A 19,524-nucleotide genomic window follows, 5' to 3' on the forward strand; every position below is an offset into this window, starting at 1 on the left:
GCGATCAGACCTTCCGGATCAGACGACGGCGGCTTGGCTTGGGAGCCAAGGGGATGGGCGCAGGCATTTCGGGTTCGGGATCAGGCTCGACCGGGTCCGGCCCGGGGGCTGGCGGGTCATAATGGACGGCCACCTGATGCGGGAACGGAATCTCGATCCCCGCGGCATCCAGGGCTTCTTTGCCCGCCTGCATCAGATCGGCCTTGGTCTGCCACCAGTCCGGCGATTTGACCCAGGCGTGGAGCGTGACCTCGACCGCGCTGTCCAGCAGATTGGTGACCCCCGCCCAGGGCTCCGGATCGGGCAGAACGGCAGAATGCTCGCGCGCCATCCCGGTCAGCACCGCCCTCGCCTGCTTCAGATTGGAACCGTAGCCGACGGTGAACAGGATTTCGACGCGGCGGGTCTTCTGACCGGAAAGGTTGACGATGACATCGCCGATCACCTTGGAGTTCGGAACGACGATCTTGTGGTTGTTGGCATTCGACATCTGGGTGACGAAGAGGTCCAGCCGCTGGACCGAACCGGACACGCCGCCGATATCGATGATGTCGCCAACCTTGTAGGGGCGCAGAACGAGCAGCAGCACACCGGCCGCCACATTGGAAAGCGTGCCCTGAAGCGCCAGGCCGACCGCCAGGGACGCCGCACCCAGCACGGCGATGATGGACGTTGTCTGGACCCCCAGCCGCTGCAGAACGGCGATGAAGCCGACCACATAGACAACGACCCGTACGACCTGCACGGCAAAGCTGAGCACCGTGGGATCATGGCGGAACCCCCTGACGCGAGAGAGCATCCGCCGCGCCGCGCCGGACGCCCAGCGCGCGGCGAATACCGTTGCGATCAGAATGATGACGGCGATCGACAGATTGACGGCGAAGTCGCCGATCATGTCGGTGGCCTTGGCGATCAGAGCCGCGTCCACGGCGACGGCCTGGCGGCCGGCCGCGACCGCTTGGGTCAGAGGGATGATGACGTTGGGCATGGCGGGGGGTTAAACGTCCGGGCCGAGGAATTGAACCCCCATCACGACGCCAGACGTCCGCCGGACGCCTCCACGCGATCCAGCAGATCCATGACCTCGTCCAGGCTGGCGGCCTCGCGCGCCGGCTTGTCCCACCGAATGCGGCTGATGCGGGGAAACCGCATGGCCACCCCGGATTTGTGCCGTGTCGAGCGGTTCAGCCCCTCAAAGGCGATTTCCAGCACCAAGCCGAAGTCGCGTTCCGCCCTTACGGCGCGGACAGGGCCGAACCGATCGGTGGTGTGGTCCCGAACGAACTTGTCCAGCTGCTTCAGCTCTTCGTCGGTAAAGCCGAAGTAGGCCTTTCCGACGGGCGTCAGCGCCGCTTCGGATGTCCAGACCCCGAAGGTGAAATCCGAGTAGAAGCTGGAGCGCTTTCCGTGACCGCGCTGGGCATACATCATGACGGCATCGATCAGGTGGGGATCGCGTTTCCACTTGAACCAGGGCCCCTTGGGCCGGCCGGCGACATAAGGGCTGTCCCGGCGTTTCAGCATCACGCCTTCTGCTGCAGCCCCTACCGGAGGATCGGCGCGAAGACGCGCAAGCTGACTCCACTCCGTATACGGAATATCTGCCGACCGACCCAGTCGCGGCCCTCCGTGCGCCTCAAGCAGACGGTCCAGCCTTTGGCGTCGTTCCGACAGGGGAAGGCTCCGAAGGTCAGTGCCCGCTTCGCTCAGAATGTCATAGGCAAGGATCGCGGCCGGATAGGCTGCCATCGTCTTGGCGTCGATCGTCTTGCGGTTCAGCCGCTGCTGAAGATCTCCGAACGGGGCCACAGTGCCGTCGCGGATCACCAGAAGTTCGCCGTCGATCGCGCCCTCGAACGTCAGGGCCTGCATCACATCGGGAAAGGCGCCCGATATCTCGTCCCCCGTGCGGGAGTAGAGCCGGGAAACACCGGCCTCCCGGACGGCCTGGACCCTTATGCCATCCCACTTCCACTCGGCGGCATAGTCGGCCGGATCGAGCCGATCGAGATCCACGGCCTCGTCCAGGGCGGTGGCCAGCATGACCGGCCGGAAGCGGCCGGGAGCATCCGATGCGGGGCGATCACCGCGCCCTTCCAGCCAGGCAAACAGATCGGCGTAGGGCGGCGTCAGACCGGCCCAGATCTCCTCGACCTCAGACACATCGACCGGCTCCAGGAGGGTGGTGCCCTCCCCGCCTTCAGGCTGAGGCGGTTCGGCGACCGCCTCGGGACGGACCATGGCCGCAGCCGTCTTGGCCAGTCGAGATGACAGGCCGACCCGAAGGCTGCCTGTGACCAGTTTCAGCAGGGCCCAGCGGCCCTTGGGAGCCAGCGCGTCCAGCCACCCTTCGATCAGGGGCCTGACCTGGGGCCTTGTGGCTGCCATCAGGGCCTCGACGACCTCTGACAGTTCCGGTTCTCGATTGGGGCGATGTTCGGCGTTGGCCGGCCAGATCAGAGCCACCGTCTCGGCCAGGTCGCCGACATAGTCGTAGGACCATTTGAACAGAACCGGATCGACGCGGGCCTCGACCGCCGATCGGATCATGGCCGGCTTGGCGGCGGTGAAACTGAGCTCTCCGGTCAGGGCAGCCAGCGCCCATCCCCGATCTGGATCAGGGGTCACCCGCAGATAGTCGCGAACCAACACCAGTTTGGCATTACGCGAACCTGTCAGCGACAGGCGATCCAGAAGCTCGGCAAAGGCGCGCATGGTGTCCAGTCTAAGCACGGATCACCAGAACGACGAACGCCCCGGAGGTTTCCCTCCGGGGCGTGGCTCAGTCAGTTCATTTAGTTGAACAGGCCAGCGATGACGGCCGTGATCAGGCCCGTGGCAACGGCCGTCAGCACGACGTCGTTGTTCACGCGGGTGTACTGATAACCGCGCGGCGGGGCACGCAGGCCGTAACGGCTGTAGTCGTGCACGACATAGGCCCGTGTGCGGTAGCTGGCCGGAAGGCGCTGACCATAGGCCCACTGACGGCTGACATAGCCGGACGGACGCTGGTAACGACCGGCGTTGTACCGGCGCTCCGCGCGCTGCCAGCGAGCATATTCGCGCTGGTGCTGGCGATATTCGCGGCGATCTTCGCGGCGGTCGGCACGGTCCTCGCGTCGATCTTCACGACGTTCCTGACGGTCGTCCCGGCGGTCATGGCGATCCTGACGGTATTCGCGCGACTGGGCGGTGGCCGCCGTGGCGATACCCATGGAGCTGGAGGCGAGAACCGCGGCCAGCGTGACGGTGAGAAGCTTCTTCATCTGAAAGGTCTCCGGTGCGGTCGAAACAGCTCGACTTGCGCACACCATGAACCCTTGCGAATGGCCTCCACCTGAACGACACGCGTCAGGTCATGTTCAGGCTGCCGCCGCGATGTCGCCCTGTTTGGTCAGCGCTTGCACCGCTTCCCGCCCCGCACTGACGCGGTTCATAACCTCGGCCAGGGCCGTGAAGTCGATCGGCTTGTTCAGATAGGCGTCGGCTCCGGCCTGGAGACCGGCCTGGTGATCCTCTGACCGGGCCGAAGCCGACAGGACCACGATCGGCGTCTGGGCATTGGGTCCGTCGCCGGCCCGGATCATGCGCGTCGCGGTCAGGCCGTCCATCAGCGGCATATTGACGTCCATGACAATGAGATCGAAGCGCTGGCCCAGGCTGATATCCACAGCCACCTGACCGTTCTCGGCCGTGGTCGAGATATGGCCGGCAGAGCCCATCCAGGCTTCGAGGATCATGCGGTTCACCGGGTGATCCTCGACGACCAGCACAGAGAGCTTGGCCCCGCTGTCCACCTCGGCCCGGATGGGAGCTGCGGCCTCAAGCTTGGCCCATTCGACCACCTCAGCCTCGACGGAGAAGGTGAAGGTGGAGCCCTGGCCGAGAACCGAACTGACGGTGATGTCGCCGCCCATGATGTTGGCCATGCGGCGCGAAATCGTCAGTCCGAGACCCGTCCCGCCAAATCGACGGGTCGATGAGGCATCCACCTGGGTGAACGGCTGGAAAAGGCGTGCCAGATCGTCGGGGGCGATGCCGGCACCGCTGTCCGTGACGGAAAATTCGAACCGGACACGGCGATCGGCTACCCGCTCGCAGAGAACCTTGTAACTGATCGTGCCGGTGTCGGTGAACTTCACCGCGTTGGACAGCAGGTTGTGGATGACCTGACAGACTCGGAGCGGGTCGCCACGAACAATGGCCGGAACCTCGCCCTCGAAGGTTGCGACGAAATCCAGACCCTTGGCTGCGGCCTGGGCCTGGAAGGGGCCCGTCACGCGCCGATGCAGATCCTCCAGCACCACGTCGACGACCTCGAAGGTCATCTTGCCCGCCTCGATCTTGGTCATGTCGAGGATGTCGTTCAGCAGGCTGAGCAGATTGTCGCCCGAATTGCGGATGATCGACAGATATTCCCGCTGCGACGGTTCCAAACGCGTCGCACTGAGCAGCTGGGCGGCCCCGAGAACACCGTTCATGGGCGTGCGAAGCTCGTGCGAGATAACGCCCAGGAAGTTGGATTTGGCGTCGGAGGCGGCGTTCGCCTTGTCGCGCGCGGCCTCCAGTTGTTCGATCAGATGAGCCTGATGTTCCTGGAAGGCGCGAATGCGCTCTTCGCGCAGCATGGTCATGGTCACCATAACGAACATGCCGGCAAAGGTGAACGGACCGATCGCCACGAAGGACCAGAAGGCCGGTGTGCCCCAAAGGCTGATGGCGATCACGACCGCCGCCACGCCATAGGGCGACGAGATCATCACCGCCTGCCGCGGCGAGCTGCGCAGTTGCGAGAAGACCAGAACATAGCCGGCGATCAGCAGGGCGATGGCCAGGGGTTGTCCGAAAGCTGCCCCGGAGAACCAGGCCATCAGAGGCGCTGCGGCCCAGGCCGCCGTCGTTGCGGTAGCGACAGCGGGGAACACCATGCCCCAGCCGGTCGCCCCGACCTGATCGCCCAGCCGCTTTTCGACCAGGCCGCGCATGGCCCCTGCCGCCAGGGTGACAACGAACCACAGGGTTGCCGGACCGACGCCAACCGTGGCCAGCAGACCCAGTGCCCAGCTCGATATGATGAGGTAGCGCAGATACTGAGTCTGGAGAATCGCCCGCATCGCCTGGGCAGCCTCGCCCGGCGCTACCGCCATTCCCTTGCCGATCCCGTCTGATTCGACCAAGTCGACCCCTCCACCTGTTCAGCCGAATGTAACGCTAGGGTGTAGGTTCTAAGACGGTGTGAACGGCGTTCTCGCGGTCTCAGCTATCCTCAGCTGGCGTCAGGGCCTTGATCGAAAGGGCATGAACCGGTCCCGACAGTTCCTCACGCAGGGCCGCATTGACCGCGCGTTGACGCGCCAGCCGCCCCAGCCCCTCGAAAGCAGCGGAAACGACCGTCAGGTTGAAATGGCTTTCGCCGCCGGGGCGCGCGTCGACCCCACCCTCATGGTGGTGGCCCGCGTGACGCGCACTGTCATCCACCAGCTCCAGACGGGTCGGAGCGAACGCCCGGGACAGTTTTTCGCGAATAATCGTCGCGATGGGGCCTTCCGGCATGAGCGCTTCCTTGATGGTGACCAATTCGGCCCTACACTTCGGTGCATGCCTCCTTCGTTTCAATACAGACCTCGCTTCACCGACATAAGGGTGAAGCCCCCCAAGCCTGAAGAGGAGGCAGCGGCCGCTGACGTCCTGCACCTGAAGCCGGGCGAGAAGCCGTGCCAATGGCCGGACTGCCGCCGCGCCGCCAGCGCCCGTGCGCCGAAATCAAGGGAGCGGCTGAACGAGTTCTACGATTTCTGCCAGGGGCACGCGGCAGAATACAACAAGGGCTGGAACTTCTACGCCGGGATGAGCGAAGGCGAGATCCGCGCCCAGCAGGAAAACGAGGCCATGACCGGCGGTCGTCCCACCTGGGAAATGAAGGCGGGCAAGGGCAGTCGTGAAGCCGCAGCCTTTGCCGCCAAGATGGGTACGGCCAACACCAAGGGTGCAGGGTCCTGGCAGGACAGCTTCGGCCTGTTCGGTCGGCGTGTCCGCGATCAGGCGACACCGGAAGGTGAGCTGCACCCCATGGGCAAGCTGGAGCGCGCCGCGCTGCTGGACCTGGACCTGGATCACCGCGCCGACAAGGCGACCATCAAGGCCCGCTATCACGAACTGCTGAAGCGTTTTCACCCCGACCTGAACCAGGGCGACCGCGGTGCCGAAGCCAAACTGCAACGCGTCATAAAGGCCTATAAGACGCTGAAGAAGGCGGGGATGGCCTAGCGTGTCGCGCGCCGCTCCCCAGATAGAAGGCGCAAACGAAGGAGCCAGTGATGGACGTTCTCTATAAAGCCCACGCCACCGCCTCGGGTGGCGGCCGCAACGGCCGCTCGCGTACGGACGACGGCAAGATCGATGTCAGCCTGTCGGTGCCAAAGGCCATGGGCGGCGACGACGGTCCCGGCACCAATCCCGAACAGCTGTTCGCCACCGGCTATGCCGCCTGCTACCTGGGTGCACTGCGCCTGGTCAGCGGCAAGGCGGGGACGCCTGTGGGCCCCGACACCCAGGTCCACGCGACCATCGGCTTTGGCCCCAACACGCGCGGCGAAGGCTATAACCTGGATGTGGCGCTGAAGATCACCGATCACGGCCTGGATCAGGCAACGATCGATGCGTTGATCGCCAAGGCGCACGAGGTCTGCCCCTACTCCAATGCCACACGCGGCAATGTCGATGTGGCGTTGAGCGCGGAATAAAGCCGTGCGGCACCGCGCGCATGTTGAGCCTCGCGCGCGGTGCCTCTAGGAGGGGGATATGGCCTTCTCCCTCGATGCGACTCCCGACCCGCTCCTGACGTTCGAACCGCACCGCAATGTGACGGTGCGCGAAGCCTTTGGCATCGACGCGGACATGACTGTGCCGATGTTCGACACGGTCGACAGCCATGTGCCCGAGGTCGATCCGGCCTATCGCTTCGACCCCCAGACGACCTTGGCCATCTGTGCCGGTTTTGCCCACGACCGCCGGGTGATGGTCCAGGGCTATCACGGCACCGGTAAGTCGACTCACATCGAGCAGATCGCGGCGCGTCTGAACTGGCCGCTGGTGCGCGTGAATCTGGACAGCCACGTCAGCCGCATCGATCTTGTCGGCAAGGACGCCATCGTCCTGAAGGATGGCAAACAGATCACCGAGTTTCGCGAGGGCATATTGCCGTGGGCCATCCAGCGCCCGATCGCCCTGGTGTTCGACGAATACGACGCCGGCCGGCCGGACGTGATGTTCGTGATCCAGCGTGTGCTGGAGGCGCAGGGCCGCCTGACCCTGCTGGATCAGAACCGCGTCATCCGGCCCAACAAGTGGTTCCGCCTGTTCGCCACCACCAATACCATCGGCCTTGGCGATACGTCTGGCCTCTATCACGGGACCCAGCAGATCAATCAGGGTCAGATGGACCGCTGGAGCATCGTCACCACCCTCAACTATCTCGACCACGACGTGGAAGCCGAGATCGTGGCCGCGAAGGTGCCCGATTGGTCGGACGCAGAGGGGCGCCGCAAGATCGCCGCCATGGTCCGCGTCGCCGACATGACCCGCAACGCCTTCATGAACGGCGACATCTCGACCGTGATGTCACCGCGGACCGTCATCACCTGGGCCCAGAACGCCACCATCTTCGGCGGCGATGTCGGGCTGTCGTTCCGGCTGACCTTCCTGAACAAGTGCGACGAGCTGGAGCGGCCGACGATCGCGGAATTCTATCAGCGGGCCTTCGGTGAGGACCTGCCGGAGGCGGCGACGCGGGTGAAGGTGGGCTGAGCGCCCACCCGCCCTATCGCGTTTCCAGATCCAGGGCCTCGGCGATCGCGCTCCAGGGCACGTATTTGTAGTTCTGGTTCTCGACCGGCAGGACGTTGCGGCCGTCCTGGGCGACCATGGCCCCTTGCTCGAAGCCAGGACCGAGGTTGCGGCTGGTGACCTCCAGCCCGTCCGTTTCCGAGATGCCGTCGATGCCGCGCAACGGATCGGCGGCGACGGCGAATGAGCCCAGGTATTCCTGCGGCGCTTCGCGGCGATAGACGGCATAGGTGTCGTTGCCCTGGCTGGACACGACGACATAGCCCCGACCGTTGCCCAGGTCGTAGAGGCCGACACCCTCATAGTCGTCCTTGACCGCCGGATTGTCGGCAATCGCCTGGACCATCGCCATGTCGGTGCCGCCGTCGGCGTGGGCGCTCATGCGCCACAGGCCGATGTCCTCCTCGGCGACATAGAGGACGCCGTTGTCGTCGTCGGCGACACAGCCCTCGGTCTGGCTACCGAAGGTCAGTTCCCGCACAAAGTTGGCCCGCACCTTGCCATTGCCGGCATCCACCAGCTCCCACTGACGCAGGCGCGTATCGTCGCCATTGATGAAGACATAGGTGCGATCGGTCGCCAGCTCGCGATACATGCACAGGCCGTAGGGGTCAGCCAGACCCGTATCCTGAACCCCATCGGCCACCGCGATCAGACGGCGGCTGGCGGTGTCGAGGCGATAGATGGCGATGCTGCGGTTGGTGCGGTCGCTGGCCGTGACAAGCACGACGCGCTCGCCGTTCAGGTTGAAGCCCTCGCGCAGATCGACATTGTTCATCTTGCCGTCGCGCAGGTCCTGAACCACATGCCCCTGCATGTCATAGAGGAACAGGCCGCCCTTCTTGTCGGTGGCGACGATCAGGCTCTGCGCGGGATCAGTGGGGTGGGCCCAGATGGCCGGATCGTCCGCCGCGTCGCCGAAACTGGCCACCGCCGCCGTCTCCACCGTCGCCGTCACGGTGGGAACAGGGGAATCGTTGTGAACGCGAGGATCGGTCGGTGCTCCTGCGGCCAGTCCAAGCGGGGATGCCAGATCGGCAAAGGACACCACCTTCACATTGGCACCGTCCTCATCGGTGACCAGGATCAGGCCATTGGCGAAGCCCGGCATGGGCCGGCTGGTGGCGGCCATGGGTCCAGGCTCGCCCAGGACATCGCCACCATCCGGGCCCGACACCAGCACGGAGCGGACATAGGCGTCGTCCTTGGTCCGGTCATACACATTGATCCGGCCGGCCGAGGCATCGGACGCCAGGAGCCAGCGCGCCCCCTCGCCGCCGTCGTAAAGGGCCAGTCCGCCAACTTCTTCGGTCAGGGCGCCGAACCGCGGGCTATCGATCAGAACGGGGGCGGCGAAGGCTTCCGGGTCGGCGGTGAAGCGCCAGATGCCGACGGTCTCCTCGGACGCATAGACAGTAGAGGCGGCGCTATCGACCACGCACTGTTTCACGGTCGATATGACGTTCAGGCGGCGAACCTGGCGCGCATCCAGCCGCCCGTTCGCATCGGCATAGATCAGCTGCTGATCGATCTCGCCGCCGTCGCCGACCACAAAGGCATAAAGCGCCCCGTCCAGGCTGTTGTGGAACAGGCAGACATTCTCGGCCGCGAAGCCCAGCGGAATGGCGCGCGCCCCGACCTCGGTCAGGACCGTGCCATCCATGCGGAACAGGCGAAGGGTGTTTTGGCTGATATCGACGGCGGCCACGACGGTCGTGGGCTGCCCGGCCAGCATGAAGCCATATCCGACATCCAGCCCCACGGCCTCACCGGCAGCCACCTGGCCCAGCCGCGTGCCGTCCAGGCCGTAGACCTCCAACCCGCCAAGCCCCGCGGCGCTGAGGATATGACCGCCCTGCCCGTCCAGCACGAGTGTGGTCGAGGCGATCTGCCCGGTCGCCGTCGCTTCGGTCGCCCGCCGCGCGGCAACGGTTGCGGAGGTATCAACCGCGTCCTGTGCACTGGCGCACCCCGAGACCATCGTCAGCCCCCAAGCCAGGGCGGCACCTGCCGACAGTCGGCGTGCGAGGGGGCTGGTCATGAATGGCCTCGATCGAGAGCAAAAGCGATCTGCGGCCGCGATTCGACGTGGCCGCTTGTGGCTCAGCTTAAACGTCAGATCGGTGTCGGCCACGCTTCACTTGTATGTCGGCCAGACGACAAGCGCCTAATGCTGGGCCCGCGTCTTCACCAGATCGTCGACGACACCCGGATCGGCCAGCGTGGAGGTATCACCCAGGCTGGTCAGATCGTTTTCGGCGATCTTTCTCAGGATGCGCCGCATGATCTTGCCGGATCGCGTCTTGGGAAGGCCGGGCGCCCAGTGAATGGCGTCGGGCGCGGCGATCGGACCGATTTCCTTGCGGACATGGGCGACCAGGGCCTTCTTGAGGTCGTCGTGCGCCTCGACCCCCTTGTTCAGGGTCACATAGGCATAGATGCCCTGCCCCTTGATATCGTGAGGGAAACCGACCACGGCCGCCTCGGCCACATCGTCATGCAGCACCAGGGCGCTTTCGACCTCGGCCGTGCCCATGCGGTGGCCCGAGACGTTGATCACATCGTCGACCCGGCCTGTGATCCAGTAATAGCCGTCCTCATCCCGGCGGCAGCCGTCTCCGGTGAAATACTTGCCGGGATAGGCGCTGAAATAGGTGTCGAAGAACCGCTGGTCGTCGCCGTAGACGGTCCGCATCTGGCCCGGCCAACTGTCGGTGATGACCAGATTGCCGCTCGTGGCGCCCTCCAGCACCTGCCCCTCGGCATCGACGAGTTGCAGTTCCACGCCGGGCAGAGGCAGGGTCGCCGAGCCGGGCTTCAGATCTGTCGCGCCCGGCAGGGGGGAGACCAGGATGCCGCCTGTCTCGGTCTGCCACCATGTGTCCACGATCGGCAGCCGGCCTTCGCCCACGACCTCGTGATACCAGCGCCAGGCCTCGGGATTGATCGGCTCGCCCACCGAGCCCAGCAGGCGCAATGAGGCGCGCGAGGTGGACTTCACCGGCTCGTCGCCCTCGCGCATCAGGGCGCGCAGAGCCGTGGGGGCGGTATAGAAGATCTCGACCTTGTGCTTGTCGACCACCTCCCAGAACCGCGACACGGTCGGATAGTTGGGCACCCCCTCGAACATCAGGGTCGTCCCCGCATTAGCCAGGGGGCCATAGACGACATAGGAGTGGCCGGTCACCCAGCCCACATCGGCCGTGCACCAGAAGACTTCGCCGGGGCGATAGTCGAACACCAGTTCATGCGTCCACGACGCCCAGAACAGATAGCCGCCGGTCGTATGCAGCACGCCCTTCGGCTTGCCCGTCGAGCCGGAGGTGTAGAGGATGAACAGCGGATCTTCGGCGTTCATCGGCTCGCAGGGACAGTCGTCAGAGACCCCTGCGGCGGCTTCGGCATAGGCGACATCGCGGCCCGCGACCATCGCGACGTCCGCGCCCGTGCGGCGGATGACCAGCACGGTTTCCACGCCCGAGACCCGCTCCAGTGCCGCATCGACATTGGCCTTCAGCGGTATGGTCTTGCCGCCCCGCAGGCCTTCGTCGGCGGTGATCACGATCCGGGAGGCGCAGTCCTCGATCCGCCCGGCCAGGCTGTCGGGCGAAAAGCCGCCGAACACCACGGAATGGACGGCCCCGATGCGGGCGCAGGCCAGCATGGCATAGGCCGCTTCCGGGATCATGGGCAGATACAGGGTGACGCGATCCCCCTTCTTTACCCCCTGCGCCTTCAGCACATTGGCCATGCGGCACACCTGGCCGTGCAGTTCGCCATAGGTGATCGCGCGGCTGTCCGTCGGCTCATCGCCTTCCCAGAGGATGGCCGTCTGGTCGCGCCGCGTCGGCAGGTGACGATCGATACAGTTCCAGGCGACGTTCAGAACACCGTCTTCGAACCAGCGGATGCGGAAGTCGGCCCTGTCGAATGAGACGTTCTTGATCACCGTCGGGGCCGTGATCCAGTCCAGCCGGGTGGCGGCCTGTGCCCAAAAGGCGTCGGGCCCCTGCTGTGCCTGCTGCCGGGCCGCCCCATAGCCCGCCTTGTCCATCAGGGCGCGTTCTGCCCACTCTGGGCTGACGGGGTACAGGGTCGGATCAGACATGCAGAAGCCTTGAAAGACTAGAAGCCGTATTTAGCGAAGAAGGTCAGACGGGTCACGTCACCGGTCGCCCCCGACTCCAGTTCGCGCTCGCCGAAGCTGAGCTCGGAACCGACATCGAAAGACGGCACGGGGCTCCAGATCAGATTGGCGCGAACGCTCTGCGCCGCGGCATTGGTCGACAGCGCCAGCAGGGCCGGGTCGTTGTCGACGTTCTGGAACGCATAGATCAGGCTGGAGCGCCAGTTGGGCCGCCAGTAGTGGCGATAGGCGGCGAAGCCGGCGACCAGGGGAATGGCTTCCAGCTCGCCCGAAGCATCAAGGACCGCATCATTGGCAAAGTTCAGGCCGACATAGCGACCGATCCCCTCCCCCGCCGTCAGCATGAACTTCAGATCGTCGCGCTCGCCCACCTTGACGCGCGCCGCCGCCGAAATGCCCCAGCCGACCGTCGAGCTCTCGATCGCGCCGACGCCGGTCGTCTCATAGGCCAGCTGTCGAACAATGCCCGACACCGCCGCCTCGCCCCAAGGGCGGGTGAAGGTATAGCGCATCGTCAGATCCGGCAGGGTGTTGTCGTCGGCCACGATCCGCGACGCCGCGCCAAACGGGGTGACCGTCGTCTCGGGATTTTCCAGCGCGATCGAGAACGGACCGCGCGTGTACCTGACCTGGACCTGACGATTGAAGGTCGTGCCTTCGGTCGGGCCCACATAGTCGGCGGTCTCGGGCAGCACCGACAGGATCTGGAAATTGGTCCACTCCTGGCCGAACAGCCAGTTGTCGATCGTCACGAAGGCTCGGCGCAGGGCCGGATTTGAGGGGCTGGTCGTGCGCTGGTCGCCAGTGCCGGGCAGCACCTGAAAGTCGAACTCGACCCGCGTGCCGACCTTGCGCCCACCGATCACGCCGTCGGTCGTGAGCCAGAACCGGGTCTGACGCGCATTGAAGTCGGTCGCCTCGCCCTCGTCCGCTCCGCCCACCGGAATGGTGCCGGGCAGGTAGAAGTCGCGCTGGGCATCGCCGTTGGCGGGGTCACCGCCGCTGTACTGACTGATCGAATAGTCCGCCTTGACGAAGCCGCCATAGCGCACCGTGTTGTTGCCGATCCGGAAGCCATCGGCCGGGGCCGGGGCCGGAGCTGGTGCCGGCGCAGCGGCCACCTGTTGATCCAGGCGGATGATGTCCTGACCCTGAGTAGCCTGTTGCGCGCGGGCCGCCGTGACATCGGCACGCAGCAGGTCGATCTCGCGCTCTAGATAGGCGATCCGGGCCTCCAGCGCCGAAACGTCTGGCGCATCCTGGGCCAAGACGGCTCCCGGCAGACCGATGAGGGTTATGGCGGCGATGCCGCCCAGCATGTGGCTCTTGGTCATGATGTCCTCCCGGGCTCGTCTGTCGCGAACCTCCCGACAGCACTGTCCGGGACGGGACCCCCGCCCCGCCATTAGCCGTTCGTCTAGTTTCGACCAAAGTCGTAGGGTGCCACAGTGGTCCCGCGACGCGTTCAGCCTGCAATGAAACCGCGCGCCAGGGTTCGAGGACACGCCATGGATCGTATCGTCATCGCTGACGACCACCCCCTTTTTCGCGCTGCCTTGCGACAGGCGCTCAGCCGGACCTTACCGGATCCAGCGATCCAGGAATGCGCCACCCTGGCCGAGGCGAAAGGGGTCCTGGATAAAGGGCCCGCCGATCTGCTTCTGCTGGATCTCAAGATGCCCGACTGCGACGGCTTTGCCGGGCTGATCGCTATTCGCGGGATGTTTCCGACCTTGCCGGTCTGTGTGGTCTCGGCCAGCGAGGACGCCGTCACGGTCCGCCGCGCCCTGGCCTTCGGAGCGGCCGGCTTCATCCCGAAATCGGCCGCTCTGGAGCAGATGACGGAAGCCCTGACCGCCGTGCTGGCCGGGGACCCGTGGTCCCCCCATGGCGTCGATCCGGATCAGGCACAGGCCGATGCCGCGATGGAAAACCGCATCGCCAGCCTGACGCCGTCGCAGCTGAAAATCCTCGTCGGGCTGCAGCAGGGGCGGCTGAACAAGCAGATCGCCTTCGACCTGGGCGTCACCGAGGCGACCATCAAGGCGCATCTTACGGGCGTGTTCAGGAAGCTGGGCGTCCAGAACCGCACCCAGGCGGTCATCGCGGCCCAAGCCCTGGGCGTCGACCCCTGAGCCCTAGGTCCGGCTTCGACTTGTCAGAAAGGCCTTCAGCGCCGCAGGCTTGACCGGCTTGGCCATAAGAACGGCGCCGGCCTCCCTGGCGCGGTCAGGCAAGGTTTCGTCGGCATCGGCGCTGATCAGGGCGAGCTGAGCGACGCCTTTTTCGCGCAGGCCTCGCAAAACCGCCAGGCCATCAGGTCCGTCACCCAGATGCAGATCCACCAACGCCGCATCGAAGGGACCGGCTGCCGATAGGGCGCTGGCCGCGTCAGGTGCCGTCACGATCTGCATGCCCCACCGCTGTAACAGGGCAGACAGGCCCTCCAGGATGGTGGGTTCATTGTCCACACACAGCACCCGGAAGGCCGAGACTTCGGTCTGACGGATTACTGCGGACGTCTCAGGCGGGACCATCCGCTCGGCGCGCGGCAGGCGGACGGAGAAGCTGGAGCCCCTGCCCAGTTGCGAGCTCAACGTCAGTTCATGGCCCAGCAACCCCGATACCTTGCGCACAATGGCCAGTCCCAGCCCGGCCCCGGGCTCATCGCCCGCCACCGCCGCCAGACGTGTGAACTCCCCGAAAATGGCTTCCTGCTGGTCCCTGGCGATGCCCCGGCCGCTGTCGCAAACCACCAGACGAACCGCGTCACCTTCCCGCCTGGCCCCAACCACCACGCCCCCGCTGTCGGTGTAGCGGACGGCATTGCCGATCAGATTTTGCAGCAGCGACCGCAGCAGATCCCGGTCGGATGACACCCAAAGACCCGTGCCGACGATCCGCAGAGACAAGCCCTTGGCCTTTGCCAGCGGCAGGAATTCGCGGCGCAGCTCCACGAACAGGGCCTCCAGAGACAACGCCGTCACTGCGGGTTTCACGCCCCCCGCCTCCAGGCGTGACAGGTTCAGCAGCGCCTTCAAAAGCCTGTGGGCGCTGTCGATCGACCGATCGGCATTCTCGGCCAGGGCGCGCGAGCCCTCGTCAGCCGCCTCATCCTTCAGGGCGGCGATGAAGAGCCGGGCTGCATGCAGGGGTTGCAAAAGGTCGTGGCTGGCAGCGGCCAGGAACCGGGTCTTGGAGGCCGTGGCATCCTCGGCTGCCTGGCGCGCCTCCTCCAGGCGTTCGGTGCGATCGGCCACGCGCGCTTCCAGCTGTTCGTTCGCTTCCTCCAGGGCCTGGGCGGCGCGGCGCAGCTGGGTGATGTCGGTATAGCTGGTGACATAGCCGCCGCCCGACATGGGCGTGCCGGTCGAGCGGATGACGCGGCCATTGGGCTGAACACGTTCATGCGAATGGGGCTCGCGGCGACGCAGCGCCTCCAGCCGCCGCTCGATCCACGGTTCGATCTGATCGGGCGAGACCTCTCCCCGCTCGGCGTTCAGTCTATAGACGGCCGCAATCGGCTGACCCACATGGACAAAGCCGGCCGGCAGGTCGAACAGGTCGATGTAGCGGGCATTCCAGGCGATCAGCCGCAAATCCGCATCCACCACGCCAACGCCCTGGTCGATATTGTCCAGGGTCGCCTGAAGCAGTTCGCGATTGAACTGGACCGCCTGGGACGCCTCATCGAGCATCCGCACCACGTCCTCGGGCGCGCGCCCCCCGCCGGCGAGGGCCGCAGAGATGACCCGGCGGGCCGACGAGGCCCCGACCGCTCCGGCCAGCATTCGCTCAGCCGCACGAGCCAGACCTGCATCGGCCGAATCGCCGTCCTTGAAGACCTGACCGGTCTCGCGCGCGAAGGCAGCAAAGGCCCGTTCCGCCCCCGCATCGCCGACAAAGCGCGCAACCAGGGTCTTCAGGTCGCTGACCGACGCCCCCGAGGGGGCCGTGTTCCGATCGCGCCAGTCAGGGCTGAGCCGATCCACAAAGGCGCGCGCCTGGACCTGATCGATCAGGCGCGGCTTGGCCAGCTTCGACACAGCGACATAGATGGCGGTGTTGACGGCCAGACTGAGGAACACGCCAATCGGCAAGGTGTCCGAAAGGCCAAACGGGGTGGCGTCGCCGAGGCCCAGCGCGGCACCGACCTGGGGCACCGCCATCAGCACCAGCCATATGGCCGTGCCCGCCACGATGCCGGCGGTGGCCCCGCGCGCATGACCGTCTCGCCACAGCACGGCACCGAACAGGGCCGGCGCCAGCTGGGCCAGGGCCGCAAAGGAGGTCAGCCCGATCGACGCCAGGCCGCTGGATCGGTCGATGGCCTGGAAATACAGCCACGCCAGAAAGAGGACGGCGCAGATCACCCCTCGGCGAACCTGCAGGATGGCCCCGGCCATGTCCGAGGCGTCCTCGCGCATCCGCCAGCGGTCGCGCGCGACAAGCGGCAGGATCAGGCTGTTGGACGCCATGGCGGACAAGGCGACCGTCTCGACGATGACCATGGCCGTGGCCGCAGAAAATCCTCCCACGAACACAAAGGCCGTCAGCGCGCCCCCCGCCTGCTGGAACGGCAGGGCCAGGACGAACAGGTCTGGATCGCTGATGGACGAAAATATTCCACCCGCCGCCAGCAGGGGCAGGACCGCCAGGCTGGTAATCAGCAGATAAAGGGGAAAGACCCACCTGGCCCGCCGGATGTGGGCGGGCTCCGATGCCTCGACGAAGGCCACATGGAACTGCCGCGGCAGGCAGAAGATCGCCAGGGTGGACAACAGGGTGATGGCGATGAACCGGCCATCGACCACAGGCACAGTCGCCAGATCGCCCAGACCCTTCACGACGGCTGCAGGCGGAGCCGAGCCGAACAACAGGAAGACGGCAAAGACGGCCACGGCGACCAGCGCCGTCAGCTTGACGATCGACTCCAGGGCAATGGCCTGAATCAGGCCGCGATTGTGCTCGGTCAGGTCGGGCCGGCGCGCACCGAACAGGATGGTGAACCCGGCCAGGACCACGGCGATCACGCTGACGGTCAGCTGTTCGGATCCCGCCGCAGGGGTGCCTGCAGTGACCAGCTGCCAGGCCATGGACAAGGATTTCAGCTGGAGCGCGATATAGGGCAGCGAGCCCACGATGGCGACGACCGCAACGACCGCGCCCAGGGTCTGGCTCTTGCCATACCGGGCGGCGATGAAGTCGGCGATGGAGCCGATGTTCTCGCGCCGTGCCGCCGCCGCGATTCTGCGCCAGATCGGAAACAGGACGACGATGCCGATCGCCGGTCCGATGTAGATGGGCAGATACTCCCAGCCCTCGCGCCCTGCCGTCCCGACGGCACCGTAATAGGTCCAGGAGGTACAATAGACCGCCAGCGACAGGGCATAGGCCCACGGTCCGAACCGCCGCCCCGGTCCACGTGGACCGGCCCGGTCGCTGCGCCAGGCGATGGCGAACAGCGCCGTCATATAGGCCGCGATCAGAAGCGGGATCAGAAGGGAGTACATCGGGGGATGCAGGATCTGGTCTGTGATGGGTAACGGGTGGTCAGGGGAGCGGCGGCAATCACCATCCACTAATCACTAATCAGACGGCCGACGCCACCGACCAGACGGACAAAGGGCGGGGGATCGTTGCCGATCCGCCCGCCCCTCTCTCAGCCCGAAGCAGGATCAGGCGTTGAGATCGACGTCCTTGCCTTCCTTTACGAACAGGAAGCCGACGAACACTGTGATCATTGCCACCACGATCGGATACCAGAGGCCGTAGTAGATGTTGCCCGTGGCCGCCACCATGGCGAAGGCCGTGGTCGGCAGGAAGCCGCCGAACCAGCCGTTGCCGATATGATAGGGCAAGGACATGGAGGTGTAGCGGATGTTGGTCGGGAACATCTCGACCAGTGCCGCCGCGATCGGTCCGTAGACCATCGTCACATAGAGAACGAGGATGAACAGGATCGCCACGACGACCGGTCGGTTGACCTCGGCACTGTCAGCCTTGAGCGGATATCCGGCCGCGGCCAGCGCTTCGCCTAGGCCCGCATCCCAGGTCTTCTTCTCGGCGGCGAAGTCGGCCGTCGACAGGGTTTCACCGCGGAAGCTGGGGACGACGGTCTGGTCGCCGATGCGGACCTCGGCCACCGTCCCGGCAGGGGCTTCGACATTGGTGTAGTTGATGCCCGCCTTGGCCAGATAGGATTTGGCCACATCGCACGACTGGTTGAACACCGTCTTGCCGATCGGGTCGAACTGCACGTTACAGTCGGCCGGATCCGCATAGACCGTGATCGGTGCAGAGGCGGTGGCCTCCGCCAGACGCGGGTTGGCTGCGGTCGTCAGTGCCTGGAACAGCGGGAAATAGGTCAGAGCCGCGATCAGACAGCCGGCCAGGATAATCGGCTTGCGACCGATCTTGTCCGACAGCCAGCCGAAGAAGACGAAGAACGGCGTGGCCAGCAGCAGGGCGATGGCGATCAGGATGTTGGCCAGAGAGGCCTCGACCTTCATCACCCGCTCCAGGAAGAACAGGGCGTAGAACTGGCCGGTGTACCAGACCACGGCTTGACCGGCGGTCAGACCGACCAGGGCAATCAGGACCAGCTTCAGGTTGGGCCATTTGCCGAAGGAGTCCTTCAGCGGCGTGGCCGAGCCCTTGCCCTCGGCCTTCATCTTCTTGAAAGACGGGCTTTCGGCCAGCATCAGCCGGATCCACAGCGATACCGCCAGCATCAGAATCGAAAGGAGGAACGGAATTCTCCAGCCCCAGTCGGCGAAGGCTTCCTCGCCGACCGCCGTGCGAACCCCCAGAATGACCACCAGACTGAGCAGGAGGCCGACCGTCGCGGTGATCTGGATGAAGGAGGTGTAGAACCCGCGTTTGCCGCGTGGCGCGTGCTCGGCCACATAGGTTGCGGCACCGCCGTATTCACCGCCCAATGCCAGACCCTGGATCAGACGCATCAGCACGAGGATGATCGGCGCCGCGATGCCGATTGCGGCATAGGGCGGCAGCAGACCGACCACAAAGGTCGAAAGTCCCATCAGCAGCATGGTGACGAGGAAGGTGTTCTTGCGTCCCCACAGATCGCCCAGACGACCAAAGAAGACCGCACCGAACGGGCGAACAGCAAATCCAGCCGCAAAAGCCATCAGGGCAAAGATGAAGCCCGTCGTCTCGTTAACCCCCGAGAAGAACTGGGCGGAAATGATCGCGGCCAGCGATCCGTAAAGATAGAAGTCGTACCATTCGATCACGGTGCCGACGGAAGAGGCCAGAATGACGAGCTTGTCGTTCTTGCCGACCGTTTCGGTCGTGTCGCCTGGTGCACCGGTGGTGCTGTCCGTCATGATGAAATCCTCCCCTGCCGCCGATGCCCGGCTGTCTCGGTTACCCGCCATCGAAAACGAGCGGGCACCCAGACTGGCAGGATCAAGGTTCGGCGGTCAGAGAGACTTTGGTCGAACCCCACCATTCGCCGCAGGACAACCACGGATAGCAAGCGCAACCATTGCGCGCGAATAATTCTT

14 protein-coding genes are annotated in these 19,524 nt (G+C 65.3%); 4 read left to right on the forward strand and 10 right to left on the reverse strand.

The window, feature by feature from the left end:
* Window positions 1–4: 4 nt before the first annotated feature.
* From JIP62_RS02265 to JIP62_RS02285, 5 genes are all read right to left on the reverse strand, one after another.
* The gene (locus JIP62_RS02265; RefSeq protein ID WP_201103332.1) at window positions 5–988 is read right to left on the reverse strand and encodes a mechanosensitive ion channel family protein; all 984 of its coding nucleotides are present in this window, start codon (window positions 986–988) and stop codon (window positions 5–7) included.
* 41 nt (window positions 989–1,029) lie between these two features.
* Window positions 1,030–2,715: a cisplatin damage response ATP-dependent DNA ligase gene (locus JIP62_RS02270; RefSeq protein WP_201104502.1), complete on the reverse strand. Its 1,686-nt coding sequence runs from the start codon at window positions 2,713–2,715 to the stop codon at window positions 1,030–1,032.
* Window positions 2,716–2,795: 80 nt separating this feature from the next.
* Window positions 2,796–3,266: an RcnB family protein gene (locus tag JIP62_RS02275; RefSeq protein WP_201103333.1), complete on the reverse strand. Its 471-nt coding sequence runs from the start codon at window positions 3,264–3,266 to the stop codon at window positions 2,796–2,798.
* Window positions 3,267–3,362: 96 nt separating this feature from the next.
* Window positions 3,363–5,177: an ATP-binding protein gene (locus JIP62_RS02280; RefSeq protein WP_230974828.1), complete on the reverse strand. Its 1,815-nt coding sequence runs from the start codon at window positions 5,175–5,177 to the stop codon at window positions 3,363–3,365.
* A gap of 79 nt (window positions 5,178–5,256) precedes the next feature.
* Window positions 5,257–5,553, reverse strand: coding sequence for a BolA family protein (locus tag JIP62_RS02285; RefSeq protein WP_201103334.1), 297 nt, complete (start codon window positions 5,551–5,553; stop codon window positions 5,257–5,259).
* Window positions 5,554–5,598: 45 nt separating this feature from the next.
* On the opposite strand from JIP62_RS02285, the gene JIP62_RS02290 reads away from it, so the two are divergent.
* From JIP62_RS02290 to cobS, 3 genes are read left to right on the forward strand one after another with little or no spacing between them, the layout of a single operon-like run.
* A complete protein-coding gene (locus JIP62_RS02290) occupies window positions 5,599–6,267 on the forward strand; it encodes a J domain-containing protein (RefSeq protein ID WP_201103335.1) in 669 nt (222 codons plus the stop codon).
* Window positions 6,268–6,317: 50 nt separating this feature from the next.
* Window positions 6,318–6,743, forward strand: coding sequence for an organic hydroperoxide resistance protein (locus JIP62_RS02295; RefSeq protein WP_201103336.1), 426 nt, complete (start codon window positions 6,318–6,320; stop codon window positions 6,741–6,743).
* A 58-nt stretch (window positions 6,744–6,801) separates the two neighbouring features.
* On the forward strand, window positions 6,802–7,806 hold the full coding sequence (cobS, locus tag JIP62_RS02300; RefSeq protein WP_201103337.1) for a cobaltochelatase subunit CobS: 1,005 nt from the start codon (window positions 6,802–6,804) through the stop codon (window positions 7,804–7,806).
* A gap of 13 nt (window positions 7,807–7,819) precedes the next feature.
* Here the strand turns inward: cobS and JIP62_RS02305 are convergent, their stop codons facing one another.
* The 3 genes from JIP62_RS02305 to JIP62_RS02315 all read right to left on the reverse strand — a co-directional run bounded on the left by JIP62_RS02305 (window position 7,820) and on the right by JIP62_RS02315 (window position 13,326).
* A complete protein-coding gene (locus JIP62_RS02305; protein WP_201103338.1) occupies window positions 7,820–9,886 on the reverse strand; it encodes a phytase in 2,067 nt (688 codons plus the stop codon).
* Between the two features lie 126 nt (window positions 9,887–10,012).
* Entirely contained in the window at window positions 10,013–11,953 is a 1,941-nt protein-coding gene (gene acs / locus JIP62_RS02310; protein ID WP_201103339.1) for an acetate--CoA ligase, read from the reverse strand.
* Between the two features lie 17 nt (window positions 11,954–11,970).
* Window positions 11,971–13,326: a DcaP family trimeric outer membrane transporter gene (locus tag JIP62_RS02315; protein ID WP_201103340.1), complete on the reverse strand. Its 1,356-nt coding sequence runs from the start codon at window positions 13,324–13,326 to the stop codon at window positions 11,971–11,973.
* Window positions 13,327–13,500: 174 nt separating this feature from the next.
* On the opposite strand from JIP62_RS02315, the gene JIP62_RS02320 reads away from it, so the two are divergent.
* Window positions 13,501–14,127: a response regulator transcription factor gene (locus tag JIP62_RS02320; protein ID WP_201103341.1), complete on the forward strand. Its 627-nt coding sequence runs from the start codon at window positions 13,501–13,503 to the stop codon at window positions 14,125–14,127.
* A gap of 3 nt (window positions 14,128–14,130) precedes the next feature.
* Here the strand turns inward: JIP62_RS02320 and JIP62_RS02325 are convergent, their stop codons facing one another.
* Both JIP62_RS02325 and JIP62_RS02330 read right to left on the reverse strand, forming a co-directional pair.
* A complete protein-coding gene (locus tag JIP62_RS02325) occupies window positions 14,131–17,505 on the reverse strand; it encodes a hybrid sensor histidine kinase/response regulator (RefSeq protein WP_201103342.1) in 3,375 nt (1,124 codons plus the stop codon).
* Between the two features lie 165 nt (window positions 17,506–17,670).
* Entirely contained in the window at window positions 17,671–19,344 is a 1,674-nt protein-coding gene (locus JIP62_RS02330) for an MFS transporter (protein ID WP_201103343.1), read from the reverse strand.
* Window positions 19,345–19,524 lie beyond the last annotated feature (180 nt).

Source organism: Brevundimonas vitisensis (assembly GCF_016656965.1).
Taxonomy (GTDB): domain Bacteria; phylum Pseudomonadota; class Alphaproteobacteria; order Caulobacterales; family Caulobacteraceae; genus Brevundimonas; species Brevundimonas vitisensis.